General features: G+C 59.3%; 14 protein-coding genes and 1 tRNA gene. 8 read left to right on the plus strand and 7 right to left on the minus strand.

The features are described 5' to 3' along the window. Positions 1 to 198: 198 nt before the first annotated feature. From Q0601_RS18825 to Q0601_RS18860, 8 genes are all read left to right on the plus strand, one after another. A complete protein-coding gene (locus Q0601_RS18825) occupies positions 199 to 978 on the plus strand; it encodes a 23S rRNA (adenine(2030)-N(6))-methyltransferase RlmJ (RefSeq protein WP_305291534.1) in 780 nt (259 codons plus the stop codon). 68 nt (positions 979 to 1,046) lie between these two features. Further along, on the plus strand, positions 1,047 to 1,340 hold the full coding sequence (locus Q0601_RS18830; protein WP_305291449.1) for an FtsB family cell division protein: 294 nt from the start codon (positions 1,047 to 1,049) through the stop codon (positions 1,338 to 1,340). Between the two features lie 104 nt (positions 1,341 to 1,444). Continuing rightward, positions 1,445 to 2,479, plus strand: coding sequence for a pyruvate dehydrogenase (acetyl-transferring) E1 component subunit alpha (pdhA, locus tag Q0601_RS18835; RefSeq protein WP_305291450.1), 1,035 nt, complete (start codon positions 1,445 to 1,447; stop codon positions 2,477 to 2,479). Positions 2,480 to 2,493: 14 nt separating this feature from the next. Beyond that, positions 2,494 to 3,912 carry a pyruvate dehydrogenase complex E1 component subunit beta gene (locus Q0601_RS18840; protein WP_305291451.1) on the plus strand — a complete coding sequence of 473 codons (1,419 nt, stop codon included), beginning with the start codon at positions 2,494 to 2,496 and terminating at the stop codon, positions 3,910 to 3,912. Positions 3,913 to 3,924: 12 nt separating this feature from the next. Then, positions 3,925 to 5,253, plus strand: a complete 1,329-nt coding sequence (locus Q0601_RS18845) for a pyruvate dehydrogenase complex dihydrolipoamide acetyltransferase (protein ID WP_305291453.1) — start codon at positions 3,925 to 3,927, stop codon at positions 5,251 to 5,253. A 189-nt stretch (positions 5,254 to 5,442) separates the two neighbouring features. Beyond that, a complete protein-coding gene (gene rocF, locus Q0601_RS18850) occupies positions 5,443 to 6,363 on the plus strand; it encodes an arginase (protein ID WP_305291454.1) in 921 nt (306 codons plus the stop codon). Positions 6,364 to 6,483: 120 nt separating this feature from the next. Beyond that, positions 6,484 to 6,568: transfer RNA gene (locus Q0601_RS18855), tRNA-Leu, on the plus strand. Positions 6,569 to 6,630: 62 nt separating this feature from the next. Further along, complete coding sequence (locus tag Q0601_RS18860) at positions 6,631 to 7,464, plus strand: DUF6635 family protein (RefSeq protein ID WP_305291455.1); 834 nt, start codon at positions 6,631 to 6,633, stop codon at positions 7,462 to 7,464. Positions 7,465 to 7,482: 18 nt separating this feature from the next. Here the strand turns inward: Q0601_RS18860 and Q0601_RS18865 are convergent, their stop codons facing one another. From Q0601_RS18865 to Q0601_RS18895, 7 genes are all read right to left on the minus strand, one after another. Further along, on the minus strand, positions 7,483 to 9,570 hold the full coding sequence (locus tag Q0601_RS18865) for a M10 family metallopeptidase C-terminal domain-containing protein (RefSeq protein ID WP_305291456.1): 2,088 nt from the start codon (positions 9,568 to 9,570) through the stop codon (positions 7,483 to 7,485). Positions 9,571 to 9,623: 53 nt separating this feature from the next. Continuing rightward, the gene (locus Q0601_RS18870) at positions 9,624 to 10,016 is read right to left on the minus strand and encodes a hypothetical protein (RefSeq protein WP_305291458.1); all 393 of its coding nucleotides are present in this window, start codon (positions 10,014 to 10,016) and stop codon (positions 9,624 to 9,626) included. Between the two features lie 333 nt (positions 10,017 to 10,349). Next, positions 10,350 to 11,486, minus strand: a complete 1,137-nt coding sequence (locus Q0601_RS18875) for a M20/M25/M40 family metallo-hydrolase (RefSeq protein ID WP_305291459.1) — start codon at positions 11,484 to 11,486, stop codon at positions 10,350 to 10,352. Next, entirely contained in the window at positions 11,483 to 12,655 is a 1,173-nt protein-coding gene (locus Q0601_RS18880) for a M20 aminoacylase family protein (RefSeq protein WP_305291460.1), read from the minus strand. The genes Q0601_RS18875 and Q0601_RS18880 overlap by 4 nt, the downstream gene beginning before the upstream one ends. Next, positions 12,639 to 14,312 carry an ABC transporter ATP-binding protein gene (locus Q0601_RS18885; protein WP_305291461.1) on the minus strand — a complete coding sequence of 558 codons (1,674 nt, stop codon included), beginning with the start codon at positions 14,310 to 14,312 and terminating at the stop codon, positions 12,639 to 12,641. The genes Q0601_RS18880 and Q0601_RS18885 overlap by 17 nt, the downstream gene beginning before the upstream one ends. A 3-nt stretch (positions 14,313 to 14,315) precedes the next feature. Continuing rightward, a complete protein-coding gene (locus Q0601_RS18890; RefSeq protein WP_305291462.1) occupies positions 14,316 to 15,191 on the minus strand; it encodes an ABC transporter permease in 876 nt (291 codons plus the stop codon). Beyond that, positions 15,191 to 16,132, minus strand: coding sequence for an ABC transporter permease (locus Q0601_RS18895; RefSeq protein ID WP_305291464.1), 942 nt, complete (start codon positions 16,130 to 16,132; stop codon positions 15,191 to 15,193). Before Q0601_RS18895 ends, Q0601_RS18890 begins: the two co-directional genes overlap by 1 nt. Between the last annotated feature and the right edge of the window lie 73 nt (positions 16,133 to 16,205).

Genomic DNA, 16,205 nt, shown 5'->3' on the forward strand with positions numbered 1-16,205 from the left:
CGGCTATGTTGCTCCTTAGCCGGTCTGCGAGGGGCGCGGGGGCCCCCGCCCCCCCCCGGCCCCCCCCCCCCCCCCCCCCCCCCCCCCCCCCCCCCCCGGGCCCCGGGTGGCCGGCCCCCCCCCCCCCCCCCCCGGGGGCGCCCCCCCACCCTTCTTTCCCCTCTTTTCGGAACCGGCAGACAAGGCTATGTCCGTGTCATGCTTAGTTATCAGCACGCATATCACGCGGGAAACGCAGCCGATCTGCACAAGCATGCCCTGCTTGCGACGGCCATGGATTACCTGACCCGCAAAGACAAACCGCTGACCTATATCGAGACGCATGCCGGTCGCGGATTGTACCAGCTTGACGGTCCCGAAGCAGTCAGAACCGGCGAAGCGCAGGCCGGCATCCTCCGCGCCCAGACGGAAGGCTGGCTTGCGCCGGACCATCCCCTGCTGTCCGCATTGGCGGAAACGCGGGCGCGGCACGGCGCATCGGCCTATCCCGGCTCTCCGCTGATCGCCGGTCATTTTCTGCGCCCGGGCGATCGTGCCTTCCTTGCTGAACTGCATCCGGCGGAACATGCCGCCCTGACCCGGATCGCCGGCTTCGCAACGATCCGGCACGAGGACGGGCTGCAAATGGCACAGGCGATCTGTCCGCCAACCCCCCGCCGGGGACTGTTGCTGATCGACCCCAGCTTCGAGATCAAGACGGATTATGCGGAGTTACCCCGCCAGATTGCCCATCTGACCCGCAAGTGGAATGTGGGCATCATCGCGCTCTGGTATCCGGTCCTGACAGATCCTCGCCATCTTCCAATGACCGAAACCCTGCGCTCGGCACATCCGGGGGCACTGATCTCGGAAATCCGCTTTCCGCCCGCCCGCCCCGGCCATTCCATGATCGGGTCAGGCATGTTCGTCAGCAATCCGCCCTGGGGCCTGACCGATGAGGCCGCACGGATTGAAAAAATATTCCAGACCCAGACATGAGTCTGCGGGGGATTCCCCTGCCCGCCCGTCTGTGGCATGATCCCTGCAAAACAAACGAGCAGTTCAACATGTCCCAGCGTCTGTCGATCAGCAGCAGTATCTTTTTCGTACTGATTTTCATGCTTGGTCTTTATTTCGCCTTTGCCGCGGTGCAGGGCCCCTCCGGCATTCTTCGCCGCGTCCAGGTCGAGTCGGAGGCCGAAGAACTGATGGTCGAGCGCCAGCGCCTGCAGAAAGAGGTCAGCGAGATGCAGAACCTGACGCATCGGCTTTCGGATGAGTATCTGGATCTCGACCTGCTGGACGAGCGTGCGCGTGAAGTTCTGGGCCTGATACGCCCTGACGAGATCATCATTCAATAGGTCCTCGGCTCTGTGGCATTCCCGCATTGCACCGACTTTCGGGATACGATACGGATAGTTTAACGCTGAACTATTTCGAACCAGTCCCGCAGGAGAATGCCCGCATGGTCAGAAAACCCGCTGCCAGCAAATCGGCGCCGTCCAATACTTCCAAGGACGAATTGCTGAAATATTATCGTGACATGCTGTTGATCCGCCGATTCGAGGAAAAGGCAGGCCAGCTTTACGGCATGGGTCAGATTGGCGGCTTTTGTCACCTTTATATCGGACAGGAAGCTGTCGTTACCGGCCTTGAAGCATGCGCGAAAGAGGGCGACAAACGCATCACCTCTTATCGTGATCACGGCCATATGCTTGCCTGCGGCATGGATCCGCGCGGCGTCATGGCGGAATTGACCGGTCGCGAAGGCGGTTATTCCAAGGGCAAGGGCGGCTCGATGCATATGTTCAGCCGTGAAAAGCATTTCTATGGTGGTCACGGGATCGTCGCGGCGCAGGTGCCGTTGGGGGCGGGGCTTGCATTCGCCGACAAATATCTGGGCAATGACAATGTCACTTTCACCTATTTCGGTGACGGCGCAGCAAACCAGGGTCAGGTCTACGAGACCTATAACATGGCCGAGCTGTGGGATCTGCCGGTCGTTTTCGTGATCGAGAACAACCAGTATGCCATGGGAACCTCGGTCAAGCGCTCGACCAAATCGAACAGCTTGTTCGGACGCGGCGAAGCTTTCGGCATCCCGGGCGAACAGGTGGACGGCATGGATGTTCTGGCCGTCAAGGCCGCGGGCGAGAAAGCCGTGGCCCACTGCCGCGCGGGCAAGGGGCCCTATATCCTGGAAATCATGACCTATCGCTATCGCGGACACTCCATGTCCGATCCGGCGAAATACCGGACCCGTGAGGAAGTGCAGAAAATGCGCGACGAGCGCGATGCCATCGAACATGTCCGGGAATTGCTGTTGCAGGGCAAACACGCGACCGAGGACGAGTTGAAATCCGTCGATAAGGAAATCAAGGAAATCGTGAACGACGCGGCCGAGTTCGCGAAGGACAGCCCCGAGCCTGCTCTGGAAGAATTGTGGACCGATATTTACGCCGAAGACCTGCCGCAGGGTTCGGCCCAAGAGCACGCGTAAGGGAGCGATCGAATATGGCAACCGAAATTTTGATGCCCGCCCTGTCGCCGACCATGGAAGAAGGCACGCTGGCGAAATGGCTGAAAAAGGAAGGCGATGAGGTCAAGGCAGGCGATATCATCGCCGAGATCGAGACTGACAAGGCGACGATGGAATTCGAGGCCGTGGATGAGGGCATCCTTGGCAAAATCCTCGTGACCGAAGGAACAGAGGGCGTGAAGGTCAACGCCCCCATCGCCGTGCTGATCGAGGAAGGCGAAAGCGCAGACGATATTCAGGCCAGCGCCTCTGCCGGTTCGGATGAGGCTGATTCGGACGCGGATGACAAAGGCGGTCATCCCGAAGATACCGGCCAGACGACCACCCGCGCGGAATCCACCCCCGCCGCCCCGAAATCCGAGCCCGCAGCGGCAAAGGCCGACCGCAGTCCGGACTGGCCGGAAGACACCAAGATGAAAACCATGACCATGCGCGAAGCCCTTCGCGAGGCCATGGAAGAAGAGATGGACCGCGACGAGACGGTTTTCCTCATGGGCGAGGAAGTGGGCGAATATCAGGGCGCCTACAAGATTTCGCAGGGCCTGCTGGACAAATTCGGTCCACGCCGCGTGGTCGATACACCGATCTCAGAGATGGGCTTTACCGGCATCGGCACCGGGGCTGCCTTGGCCGGCCTGCGCCCGATCGTCGAGTTCATGACCTTCAACTTCGCCATGCAGGCGCTTGACCAGATCATCAACTCTGCCGCCAAGACGCTGTATATGTCAGGCGGGCAAATGGGTTGCCCCATTGTGTTCCGCGGCCCGAACGGCGCGGCTGCCCGCGTGGCGGCACAGCATAGCCAGGATTACACCGCTTGGTATGCCGCGATCCCCGGCCTGAAAGTGGTGATGCCATTTACCGCCGCCGACGCGAAAGGCTTGCTGAAATCCGCGATCCGCGATCCCAACCCGGTGATCTTCCTCGAGAATGAAATCCTCTATGGCCGCAGTTTCGAAGTTCCGGATATGGATGACTTCACCATCCCATTCGGAAAGGCCCGCGTGGCCCGCTCGGGCAGCGATGTCACCATCGTCAGCTTCGGCATCGGCATGACTCATGCGCTGGACGCCGCGGAGAAACTGGCCGAGGAAGGGATCGAGGCAGAGGTGATCGACCTGCGCACCCTGCGCCCCATCGACTATGCAACCGTGATCGAATCGGTTCAGAAGACCAACCGCTGCGTGACGGTCGAGGAAGGCTTCCCGGTGGGTTCCATCGGCAATCACCTGTCCGCCTATATCATGGAGAACGCCTTCGACTGGCTGGACGCTCCGGTGATCAACTGTACCGGCAAGGACGTGCCCATGCCCTATGCCGCCAATCTCGAGAAGCACGCCCTTATCACCGTGCCCGAGATCGTCGAAGCGGTGAAGAAGGTCACCTACAAGTAAGGAGTAAGCGACATGCCAACGGAAATCCTGATGCCCGCGCTTTCTCCGACGATGGAGGAAGGCACGCTGGCGAAATGGCTGGTGAAAGAGGGCGATGAAGTCAAATCGGGCGATATCATCGCCGAGATCGAGACCGACAAGGCCACGATGGAATTCGAGGCCGTCGATGAAGGCAAAATCGGCAAGATTCTGATCGAGGAAGGAACGGCCGGCGTCAAGGTCAACACCGCGATTGCCGTGCTGCTGGAAGATGGCGAGAGCGCCGATGATATCGGCAAGGCAAGCGCCGCCCCGGCCAAATCGAACAGCTCTGCCGAAACACCCAAGGCCGACACTTCAGAAGCCAGCGCCCCTGAGGAGGCCGGTTCATCGGCCCCTGCGGCTTCGGCCTCCACGGCTCCCGCCGCACCGAAATCCGACAGCGGCGACCGGATCTTTGCATCCCCGCTTGCGCGCCGTATCGCCGCCGAGAAAGGTCTGGACCTTGCAGCGGTGAAAGGCAGTGGTCCGCGCGGCCGGATCGTCAAGGCGGATGTCGAGAACGCCAAACCGGGCGCGGCGCCGGCCAAATCCGAAACTGCGGCAACCCCTGCGGCTGCGGCAGCACCAGCCGGACCATCTGCGGACGCGATCGCCAAAATCTATGCCGACCGCGAAACGGAAGAAGTCGCGCTTGACGGTATGCGCCGCACCATTGCCCAGCGTCTGGGCGAAGCCAAGCAGACCATCCCGCATTTCTATCTGCGCCGCTCGGCCAAGCTGGATGCATTGATGAAATTCCGCGGCGATCTGAACAAGCAGCTCGAAGCGCGGGGCGTCAAGCTGTCGGTCAACGATTTCATCATCAAGGCCTGTGCGCTTGCCCTGCAAGAGGTTCCCGACGCCAACGCCGTCTGGGCGGGCGACCGGATTATCAAGCTGAAGCCTTCGGATGTCGCGGTAGCGGTAGCGATCGAAGGCGGGCTGTTCACCCCGGTTTTGAAGGACGCACATCAGAAAACCCTGTCCGCGCTTTCTACCGAGATGAAGGATCTCGCCAATCGCGCCAAGAACAAGAAACTCGCCCCGCATGAATATCAGGGCGGCAGCTTTGCGATCTCGAATCTGGGTATGTTTGGCATCGAGAATTTCGACGCCGTCATCAATCCGCCACATGGCGCGATCCTTGCCGTGGGTGCAGGCATCCAGACACCGGTGGTCGAGGATGGCGAAATCGTGGTGCGCAATATGATGTCGATGACGCTTTCGGTCGATCATCGGGTCATTGATGGCGCGCTGGGAGCACAGTTTCTTGCAAAAATCGTCAGCCATCTGGAAAATCCGATGGGAATGCTGGCCTGATCCGTCACCGGAATATCGAATGGAAAAAGGGGCCATTGCGGCCCCTTTTTCCATTTCCGGAGATGTCGCATATTCCGCCAGATCGGTTTACCGGGCCCCACGGTTCCGATCCACCGCCGCACGGCAGATATGGCAATGCAGGCTCAAGCTGATATGGTCCACTCGCAATGACAACAGGAGAGAACCCGGATGACCCACTGCATCCTGCTGGGCGCGCCCGTAGACGAAGGACAGCGCCGCCCGGGCTGCCTGATGGGACCAGCGGCCTATCGCGTGGCGGGCCTTGTGAAAACGCTTGAAGCGCTTGGTCATAGTGTCGAGGATCGGGGCGATGTCATTCCCGCCGCGCCAGGACAGGAGATCTGCGACAATCCCGCAGTTCATCATCTGCCCGAAATCATCGGCTGGACGAAAGCCTTGCGCGACGCCACATCCGCCGCATTGGCAGACGGGATGCCAATCATCCTGGGGGGCGACCATTCACTTGCGCTTGGCAGCGTCGCCGGTATCGCCAGCCATGCAGCCCGGCTGGGGCGCCCGCAATTCGTGATCTGGCTGGACGCGCATAGCGATTTCCACAGTCTCCAGACCACGACATCCGGCAACCTGCACGGCACGCCGATGGCCTATGCCATTGGCCGCCCGGGATTCGCACCCTTCCCGGATTTTCCCGCGCCGATCCCCGGCGAGAATATCTGCATGTTCGGGATTCGAAGCGTCGATCCGGCAGAGCTTGCGGCCATGCAAAACAGCGATGTCACGGTCAATGATATGCGCGTCCTTGACGAACAGGGCATTGCCGCCCCTTTGCGCAGTTTCCTTGACCGGGTTCAGGCGGCGAATGGTCTGCTGCATGTCTCTCTAGATGTCGATTTCCTTGACCCGTCGATCGCGCCCGCCGTCGGAACGACCGTTCCCGGAGGCACCACTTTCCGCGAGGCGCATCTGGTGATGGAATTACTACATGAATCCGGGCTGGTGTCGTCGCTGGATCTTGTGGAACTCAATCCGTTTCTCGACGAGCGCGGCCGGACTGCCAAGCTGATGGTCGATCTGGTCGGTTCGCTTATGGGCAGGAAGGTATTCGACCGTCCGACCCGCAGCTATTAGGGCAAAGTAATCCGGCAGACATATTGCGGGTTTCTGGGTAAAACCGTTGTGCAAGTTCCGCTTGATTAATCCGCAGGGCTTGGCTAGCCACTGCTGCAACGGCCTTGAATGGCGCATGATGCGGGCGTGGTGGAACGGTAGACACAAGCGACTTAAAATCGCTAGGGCTTGGCCCGTGCGGGTTCGACTCCCGCCGCCCGCACCATTTAAGGCGCCGCTAAAGGCACCATATTGAAGAGATAGGGAACGCCCAGATTCGGATATCTCATGCCCGGCGCCGCCACTGAAAACCGTAACGATGATATCTTGCTCCGCGCCGAAGTCGACCGCTTTGTAAAGGCCCGATACGGCATTCGCGGCACCTTTGCGCTGCACCGGGCGGCTTTCGGGCTGGATTTGCTACGCGCACCCGTGAATGTGGCATTGGCGCCAGTCTTCCTGCTGATCAAACTGACCGCTATTCTGTTCTCCGCGGTTGGGGCAAAGCGCGTCGGAGCATGGCTGGCGCGCCGGCACATTTTCCTGAAGTCCGATATGGCGCGCCGGATCGAAGCCGATTTGCATGCCTTTATCACACGGCTACGCGCCCAGGGAATTGTGCCGGATACTCCGCCGGAAATCATCGAAGCCCGGATCGCCCGCCATGTCGAGACAAGAAACGCCGTGTCAGAGATCACGACATCGCTTCTGGTGCTGATTGCCGGGCTGCTGCTGTTCCATCAGGCGACGCCGGGAATTATCTCGCTTGCAGGTCCCATGGCGGAAATGCGGGCCTATTCAGGCGCGGTGAATGAATTCCTGCTTGGAAAGGGGCTCGGCCGGATGTGGTATTCGGTTTTCCCGGTCGCGTTGACCCCGGCGCAAGTCATCCTGACCGGCATCGTTCTGGCCATGATTGGTTCGGTTGTGACGACATTTGCAGGTCTCGCCGCAGATCCGGTGCAGGTTCTGACCGGAACGCATCGCCGTCGCCTGCTGCAGCTTGTGAAACGACTGGAGCAGGAAAACGCCACCTCCGGCCTTGAACGAGAGCATCTGCTGGCACGGTTCGGGGACCTGTTCGACGTCTTGCTGGGCCTCTGGCGCTCTCTGCGAAGCTGAAATGGCGCTTATTACCCATCAGAAGATGAAATCATCGGCATCATAAGCCCGACCGAACCCGATATCGCCAAAATTGACCCCGGCGAGCAGGATCGAGCCGGTGCCGTATACGATCATGGCATCGCCATGCGCGTTCCGCAGATGATTATTCACCAAATCGGCAAAATTGTTGATCGCGATGATCTGGGTCAGACTGATATCTTCGGTGTCATTTCTGCTGAAGCCTTTGATGACATCATGACCATCGCCGGTCGAGAAGAGGAACATATCGGCCCCGCCACCGCCGATGAGTGTATCACGTCCTCCGCCGCCAGTCAGAGTATCCGCTCCGACATCACCGAAAAGCCGATCGTTGCCGCCGTCACCGAATATCGCGTCATTGCCGGTGCCACCAAAAATATAGTCTTTGCCGGAACCGCCATATGCCCTGTCATTCCCAGCACCGGTAGAAAGCTTGTCCCTGCCGGCGCCGCCGAACAGCACATCGTTACCGGTTTCACCATATAACCTGTCTTCCCCGTTTCCACCGCGAAGCCTATCCGCCCGACCGCCGCCATACAGCACATCATCGCCGGCATGTCCCAGCAGCGAATCGTTTCCGCCATGCCCGTGCAGTATATCATTCCCGCTTTCGCCAAGCAGTGTGTCGTAGCCGTCTCCGCCGAATAACTGGTCCGCACCATATCCGCCTCGCACGGTATCGTTCCCCGCACCGGCTTTGATTTTATTCGAAACACCATTTCCCTGAATGAAATCATTGCCGGAACCGGCGATCAGGTTCTCGATCACCGTGCCGCGTGAAATGCCCAGATTGCCGGTTACACCGTCAATATCCGAAAAGGTTTCCTGCCGTAGCGAAATCCGATCATTGCCCGTGGAGAATGAAAGGTTCAGCGTATCACGGCCACCGCGATCGAATATGGTAAGCGCGACCGGGGTTGTGCCAGAAAAATGCCCGTTTCCATTACCATCGGCCAGGTAATCCGCAAAATGCCCCATATAGCCCGAGAGATTGCTATTCGCCCCCCAAACGGTATTTCCCGCCGTTGGGCTGGAACCACCGGGGCGACCGTAAAGGCTTTGAATGGCAATATTATCCGCCATCATCGTCGTCAGCAGGGTGGCATAATCGGCACTGACCGTCGTGTTGTCCGTCTGGCTGAAATAGGACATGACGGATAGTTGCCAGCTGTCATTTATGAAATCTTCATCGACCCCGTATGTGGCATATCCATTGTAATTGCCCTGATGCCCCAGACCCAACGCATGCCCAAGCTCATGAAGGTAGGTCTGAAATGAATAACTGTCCAATGTCGCGCCATAGGTCGTCAGCCAACTGGTGCCGATATTGACGAAGGAATCGATAATCCTGCCACCGCTCAAATTCGAGGTGGAATATGCTCCGCTATGCTGATCGTCTAACACGACCTGTGCATTGGAATTGTTGACGATCCGGAAATCGATATTGGCAACCATCTCCCAGGCTTGCATCGCCCAGCGCGCCAGTTGCTGTCCGGCGACCGTCAACCCACTGATATCAGCAGAGATCCGATTACTGGCCGAGGTATCGAAGGCATGCGAAGGCTCACCCTGATCTTTCCAGAACCCATCTGTCAGGTAGGTGGCAAGCCTGTCCAGCGAGGCAGGGGCCACTCTTTCAGCAGCCAGCCGATAAGTGCCGGTCTGGTTGTCGCTGTAACTTGCCGCAGACAGATAGTAGGTTCCCGTAACATCTGCCGTGAAAGTCATCGACGCTTCAGATCCCGTCCCGCCATCGTCATCGGTATCGATAAGATTTCCTTTGGAATCGTAAAGGTATAGAAAAGCGTCAGATAGCGTCCCGATGCCGCTGCCGGCGCCCATCAGATCAAACTTATAGCGTGCACCATCGGTCAGGTTGATCGCCACCCAGTCCCGATCGCCAAATGTATCCAGATTGCCGCTGAACGTATCTCCGATCCCGATCCTGTAATTGGTTGTCGCGTCGTCCGGCGCGTCTCTGGTTTCAATAATATTCGTCCGGTGGCTTCCCGAAACTGCGGTCGTAAATGGCATTGCAATCAAGTTTGAGGACAGGATTCCGCCGGCATTTGACATCTGAGACATGATAAACCTTTATCTTGCGTTCTCTTCCGCAGTTCTGCGACAGAATTCCGGCATTATTCTTTCCGGACCGGGTTGAGGGCATTCAGCATCCCTGCACTTGCATCGATGAGCGAGCGGATGAAGCGATCATCGATTTTCGGTAACAACGTCGTATCCATCACGCCAAGCCGCATCTCGGGGCCATTCTGACGCGGGCCTTGCCCGACCTGCCAGTCAAGCCTGCCGGTCATCCCCTGCATGGTCACATCGGACACCATCAACGCCACAGCCGCATCGCGTGGCCGGGATGGCACGTCATCGCCGCGAGCGTCATTCCTGATGACACTGGACGGGATTTCTTCGGCCAGGGCTTGTACCACTGCCTGACAAAGCCGCTTCGGTTCGGCAATATCGGAAGGGCAGCTTAGCAGGATAACCTTGCGATCAAACTGACGCGCCTGAGACATCGGCGTCGCGAATGCAATTACCGCCAAAATTGCAAAAGCACATATGAAAACAACAGGATACACTATACAACTTTCACAACAGACTGGCGTCGGGCGAAGTCACCTCACCAGCCATCCATGGCTTCTTGTTACCATTTGTCAGCCAAAGCGTCGAGAACTGTATCGAAAGATGGTTATCTTGAAACCGGTCATAAGAAGTCAGCAACGAACCTTTCCGACTGTGCGTCGACAGCCGTTCACCAGCTAAAGCTGCGGCCTCCCGCGTAAAGCAGTTCAGAAACCATCCGCGCTTTCTGCCTCGCGCATTCCAACCCTGCGCATGTTCCGGGTTAATCAAGCATCAATGGTCATCAGCAATCCCGCCGCAAGCCTGGCGCGTTCGCTCAGGCTTTTGATCTCGATATGTTCGTTCAGGGTATGCAGCCCCTTGCCTCGCACCCCGATGGAATCCAGCGTGGGAACGCCCATAGCGCCGGTGAAATTGCCATCTGATCCGCCACCCGAGCTTCCTGCGGTCAGTTCGAAGCCCAGTTCCGCGGAAAACCTCCTTGCCATTTCGTAAAGCTCCAGTGTGCCGGGATTGTCGGGTGACCAGACCGGGCGGGTAACGCCCCGCGTAACTTCGAAAGTGACTCCGTTCTCCTCGCCCTGAAGAGCTTCCATCGCGGCGACTCCGCCGTCCAGATCCTCCTGGGTCTTGGCCATCGTAAGCGCTTCGGCACGACATTCCGAGGACACGCAATTCACCCATTGCCCGGCATGGATGACACCGACGGAAAAGGTGCAGTCGTCCGTTGTCATTGCTTCGATTTCAAGAATCTTCCGGGCCATGGCGGCAATCGCCGACCGCCCGTCTTTAAGCGCCCATCCGGCATGGCTGGGCCGGCCATGGGTCAGAAGGTTGAAGCGGGCGATCGCATAGCGACCGATCACCGCGCCGCCATCTTCCTTTGCGGGTTCCGGCACCAGAACGGCGCGTTTGCCCCGTGCCTCGTCCTCGATCAGCTGCCGTGTCGAGGGGGTGCCGGCTTCCTCGTCCGGCGTGAACAGGAAGGTCACCGGCAGCGGGGTCTGCAACCCGGCCTTGAGGATTTGGCGCATCGCTTCGACGCAGATAAAATTGCCGCCCTTCATATCCTGAATTCCCGGCCCGTAGCACAATCCGCCCTCGCGCCGGAAAGGCAGTTTCTCAAGCGTTCCGACCGGATGGACCGTATCCAGATGCCCCGAAATCAGGATCCCGGGTTTTCCCTGATCGGGGTGCGGGAAGGTGGCGCGAACAGAATCTCCGAAACCCTGCGTTCCCGGCAGGATCTCGACGCTCGCGCCGATTTCCGCCAGATCTCGGGCCGCCAGCGCCGTCATGCGGCTGACCGCCGCAGCGTCCCAGGTGGGGCTTTCGCATTCGATCCAGGGACGCAGCCCTTTCAGGATTTCTTCATCGTCAAAAGGCAAATTCAGCGGGTTCATGCGACCTCCAGTGGCAGACGGCGTTCAATGATGCGGGCGTAAATCGATGCGCCCACCGGCAATATCCCGGGATCAAGCACAAAGCCCGGATTGTGCAGCGGCACCGTACCCGCATGGCCAACCCTGCCATAAGCGCCGGGAACGACCTGCAGCATATCGGCGAAATCTTCGGAACCGGTCGCGGGTTCGCATTGATCGGTGACCATATCCGGGCCTACGATATCGGCCGCCGCCGCCAGCCATTCATCCGCAAGAACCGCGTCATTGTTCAGCACGTCGAAAATATTGCGAAACTCGACATCGATGGTCACGCCGAAACCTTTGGCAAAGCCTTCGCAGATCTCGCGCATCCGGGTTTCAATCAGATCCCGGCTTGCCGTCTTGAAATATCGTACGGTACCCGCGATCCACGCGGTCTCGGGAACCACGTTATACGCGCTGCCCGAATGGATCTGCGTGACCGACAGGACGGCGCTTTCAAGCGGGGGCAGGTTGCGGCCCAGAATGGACTGGAACTGCCCGACCAGCGCCGAGGCGATCATCAGGGCGTCGCGCGACTGATGCGGCATGGCGGCATGGCTGCCCCTGCCCTTCACCTTGATATCGAAGAATGACGCCCCCGCCATCGCCGTTCCCTTGCAAATCTTGGCTCTTTGCGGGTCGCCGGACGGGTCGTTATGCATCCCGTAAACCTCATCGACGGGAAAGCGTTTGAACAAGCCATCGGCAATCATCCCGCGCGCGCCGCCCAGTCCTTCTTCTGCAGGCTGGAAGATCATCACCGCCGTGCCATCGAAATTACGGCTGCCGGCAAGATATTTCGCGGCGCCCAGCAGCATGGTCGTATGGCCGTCATGACCGCATGCATGCATCTTGCCCGGGGCCGTCGAGGCATAGTCCAGCCCGCTGGTCTCTTCGATGGGCAACGCATCCATATCGGCGCGCAATCCGACCCGGCGGTTTCCCTGACCCCGCCCCTGAAGCAATCCGACGACACCGGTCCCGGCGATATTCTCGTGAACCTCGTCAAAGCCGAAATCCCGCAATTTCGCGGCTACGATCCCGGCGGTCCGGGTTTCTTCGAAACCAATTTCGGGGTTTGCGTGCAGGTCGCGAAACACCTCTTCGAGTTCTGGCGTGAATGCTTGGATTTCATGCAGGATCGGCATGGTTCACCTCGGTCATTTCTCGGAAATTCTGGAAATCCCATTTGCGGCCGGGCGCGGCCTCGATCAGGGTGCGGGTATAGTCGTGCCGGGGATGAACCAGCACTTCAGCGGCAGAGCCCTGTTCGACGACAACGCCCCGCTGCATCACGATCACATCGTCGCAGATCTGTGCCGCGACCCTCAGATCATGGGTGATGAAAACGATAGCGATGCCCAGTTCCTGCTGCAATTGGTCAAGCAGGTTCAGAACCTGCGCCTGAACCGAAACGTCAAGCGCCGAGACCGCCTCGTCGGCGACCAGAACCTGGGGCCGCATCATCACCGCGCGGGCGATGGCGATCCGTTGCCGCTGCCCACCCGAGAATTGATGGGGATAGCGCCGCAATGAACCTTCGGGAAGCCCGACGAATTCAAGCATCCGGCCAGCCTCGGCCAGCGCCTGCTTGCGGGAGGTGCCATAATTCAACGGTCCTTCGATCAGGCTGTCAGCAACCTTCCATCTTGGGTTCAGCGATCGCATCGGATCCTGAAACACCACCTGAAGTTTCTTGCGATGAGGTTTAAGGGCGTTCCGGCCAAGATTGGCGATATCCCTGCCGTCAAGCAGGATCTGCCCCGATGACGGATCGATCAGCCGCATGATACAGCGTGCGACCGTGGATTTGCCCGAACCGGATTCACCCACGATCCCCAATGTGCGACTGCGGTGAAGGGTGAAAGTGACATCCTTGGCCGCATGGGTTTCAGGGTGTTTTCGCAACAGCCCGCCGCCGCCATATATCTTGTTCAGATCCGTGACCTGCAACACCACCTCTTCTCCGGCCGGTCTGGGCGCGCGCGGCGACAGGCTGGGCACCGCCGTCAGAAGTTCGCGCGTGTATTCGGCCCGGGGCTGCCGGAGGAGCTGTTCGACCGGGCCATGTTCGGCGATCTCACCGCGCCGCATCACATAGACCGTATCCGCGATCTCGGCCACGACGCCCATGTCATGGGTAATGAACAGGACCGCAGTGCCATGAACCCGCTGCAATTCCGCGATCAGCGACAGGATCTGCTTCTGGGTGGTCACGTCAAGCGCGGTCGTAGGTTCGTCCGCGATCAGAAGGACGGGCTCCAGTACCAGCGCCATGGCGATCATGATCCGCTGCCGCTGGCCACCGGAAAGCTGATGCGGATAAGATCGGAAAATACGTGGCACATCCGGCAGATGAACCTGCTCCATGATCGCGATGGCGCGCGCGCGCCGCTCGGCCGCAGAAAACTCGGTGTGAAGCTCCATGACCTCCATGATCTGATCGCCCACCCGCAGCACGGGGTTAAGCGCGGTCATCGGCTCCTGAAAGATCATCGCGACCCGGGCGGCGCGCAATTCGCGCATCTGCACCTGCGTAAGCGGTAGCAGATCCCGGCCTTCGAGATTGATCCTGCCCTGGGTGACCTGCAGCGCCTCGGGCAGCAACCCCATGATCGCAAGCGATGTGACGGATTTTCCCGACCCGGATTCACCAACCAGACAGACCGTTTCACCCTGTCTGATGGTTATACCAATATTGTTCAGGACCTGCGGTTGTCCGGCAGTATCCGGCAACGTCACCGTCAGGTTTTCGGCGGTCAGGGCGACGGGGCTGGCGTCGAAGTTTCGTGACTTGAACTGCATGACCTACCCCGCCCGTTTCTTGAGGCGCGGATCCAGCATGTCACGCGCCGCATCGCCCAGAAGATTGATCGACAGGATACATAGCGACAGCATGATTCCCGGATACAGGATCAGATCCGGCTTGATCCGGAAAAACAACCGCCCTTCGGCCATGATATTGCCCCAGGTCGGCGTTTCGGTACTGACACCCGCGCCAAGGAACGACAGCAGCGCCTCGGTCAGGATGGCCGAGGCAAGGACATAGGTTCCCTGCACGATCAGCGGCGCAAGCGTATTGGGCAACAAATGCCGGATCAGGATCTTCGGCATCGACGATCCCAGCGCCAGCGCCGCCTCGACATAGGGTTCTTCGCGCGCGGCCAGCACGACGGCGCGCACCAGCCGGACAACGCGGGGAATCTCGGGGATGGTGATCGCCGCGATAACAGACGTGACCGAAGGACCGTTCAGCGCAACAAGCGCAATCGCCAGAAGGATCGCCGGAATGGCCATTAGCGCATCCATCATCCGCATGATGATCGCATCCGCCATACGGTAGAACCCCGCGACCAGACCGATGACCAGACCGATGATGACTGAGACGACCGCCGCCAATATACCGATATACAGTGACAGCCGCCCTCCGATCAGCACACGGCTGAGGATATCGCGCCCGTAATTGTCGGTACCCAGCGGATAGCCTTCCATCGGCCCCTTGAGACGGGACAAAGGATCCATCTGCAGCGGATCATGGGGCGCAAGCCAGGGTGCCAGGATCGAACAGATAACGATCAGCGACAAAACCACGACCGCGATCTTCGGGCCTAATCCAAAATGTGAAAGCCGGAAGACGCGCAGGATGGGCTGCATTGCGGCCGCGGGCTGAGCAGGCTGTGACATCAGTAGCGTATCCTTGGATCAAAGAAGGTGTAGCTGAGGTCAATGACCAGATTCACCAGCACATAAAGAAAGCTCGTCAGCAGGATCATCGCCTGAATCACCGGATAGTCGCGCGCCAGGATCGCATCGACCGTCAGACGGCCGATTCCGGGGATATTGAATACCGTCTCGGTGACGACCACGCCTCCGATCAGCAGCGCGAAGCCTGTGCCGATCACGGTCAGGATCGGCACGGCGGCATTCTTTAGCGCATGCCGAAACAGCACCCGCCTTTCAGATGCGCCCTTCGCCCTTGCGGTACGGATGTAATCCTCGCCCAGAACTTCAAGCATATTGGCGCGGGTCATCCGGGCGATCAGCGCGACATAGATCGTCGTCAGCGTGAGCGCCGGAAGAAAGGCATGGGTCATGAACGCGCCCAGCCCCTGCGACAACGGCGCATAGCCCTGCACCGGAAACCAGTTCAGCTTCAGCGAAAAGATCAGGATGAAAATATAGCCGGTCACGAAGACAGGAACCGAGAAACCCAGAACCGAGAATGTCATGACCACGTAATCCGCGCCTTTGCGGTGCTTCCATGCCGCAAGCACTCCCATGGGGATCGCGAGTGCCACCGACATCAATATGGTCAGCACCCCGATCGACAGAGTAGGACCGATACGGGAGGCGATCATCGAGGATACCGGCGTGCTTGAGATCAGGGAGGTACCCAAATCGCCCCGCGCAAGCTGGCCGATCCATTTCGCGAACTGGATATGCAAAGGCTCGTTCAGGCCCATGGCCTCGCGGATATTTTCAAGTTTGGCGGGCGTCGTCATATCTCCGGCAAGGATCGCAGCCGGATCGCCAGGCGTAAGGCGAAGCAGAAGAAACACGAATACTGCAACCAGCAGCATCACCGGAATGACAGCCAGGATACGCCGCAGGATATAGCCGAACATCGGAACTCCTTGAAACGATGGACCGGACGTTTACGGGGCAGCTTGCCGGAACAGGCCGCCCCGCCACGGGCCT

It is taken from the genome of Paracoccus wurundjeri (genome assembly GCF_030678915.1).
Lineage (GTDB): Bacteria > Pseudomonadota > Alphaproteobacteria > Rhodobacterales > Rhodobacteraceae > Paracoccus > Paracoccus onubensis_A.

Coding starts and splice junctions, on each gene's coding strand:
- Q0601_RS18845 (WP_305291453.1), top strand. CDS start 3,925: ATGCCAACGGAAATCCTGATGCCCGCGCTTTCTCCGACGATGGAGGAA.
- Q0601_RS18880 (WP_305291460.1), bottom strand. CDS start 12,655: ATGCCGATCCTGCATGAAATCCAAGCATTCACGCCAGAACTCGAAGAG.
- Q0601_RS18865 (WP_305291456.1), bottom strand. CDS start 9,570: ATGTCTCAGATGTCAAATGCCGGCGGAATCCTGTCCTCAAACTTGATT.
- Q0601_RS18830 (WP_305291449.1), top strand. CDS start 1,047: ATGTCCCAGCGTCTGTCGATCAGCAGCAGTATCTTTTTCGTACTGATT.
- Q0601_RS18895 (WP_305291464.1), bottom strand. CDS start 16,132: ATGTTCGGCTATATCCTGCGGCGTATCCTGGCTGTCATTCCGGTGATG.
- Q0601_RS18825 (WP_305291534.1), top strand. CDS start 199: ATGCTTAGTTATCAGCACGCATATCACGCGGGAAACGCAGCCGATCTG.
- Q0601_RS18870 (WP_305291458.1), bottom strand. CDS start 10,016: ATGTCTCAGGCGCGTCAGTTTGATCGCAAGGTTATCCTGCTAAGCTGC.
- Q0601_RS18885 (WP_305291461.1), bottom strand. CDS start 14,312: ATGCAGTTCAAGTCACGAAACTTCGACGCCAGCCCCGTCGCCCTGACC.
- Q0601_RS18860 (WP_305291455.1), top strand. CDS start 6,631: ATGCCCGGCGCCGCCACTGAAAACCGTAACGATGATATCTTGCTCCGC.
- pdhA (WP_305291450.1), top strand. CDS start 1,445: ATGGTCAGAAAACCCGCTGCCAGCAAATCGGCGCCGTCCAATACTTCC.
- Q0601_RS18890 (WP_305291462.1), bottom strand. CDS start 15,191: ATGTCACAGCCTGCTCAGCCCGCGGCCGCAATGCAGCCCATCCTGCGC.
- rocF (WP_305291454.1), top strand. CDS start 5,443: ATGACCCACTGCATCCTGCTGGGCGCGCCCGTAGACGAAGGACAGCGC.
- Q0601_RS18840 (WP_305291451.1), top strand. CDS start 2,494: ATGGCAACCGAAATTTTGATGCCCGCCCTGTCGCCGACCATGGAAGAA.
- Q0601_RS18875 (WP_305291459.1), bottom strand. CDS start 11,486: ATGAACCCGCTGAATTTGCCTTTTGACGATGAAGAAATCCTGAAAGGG.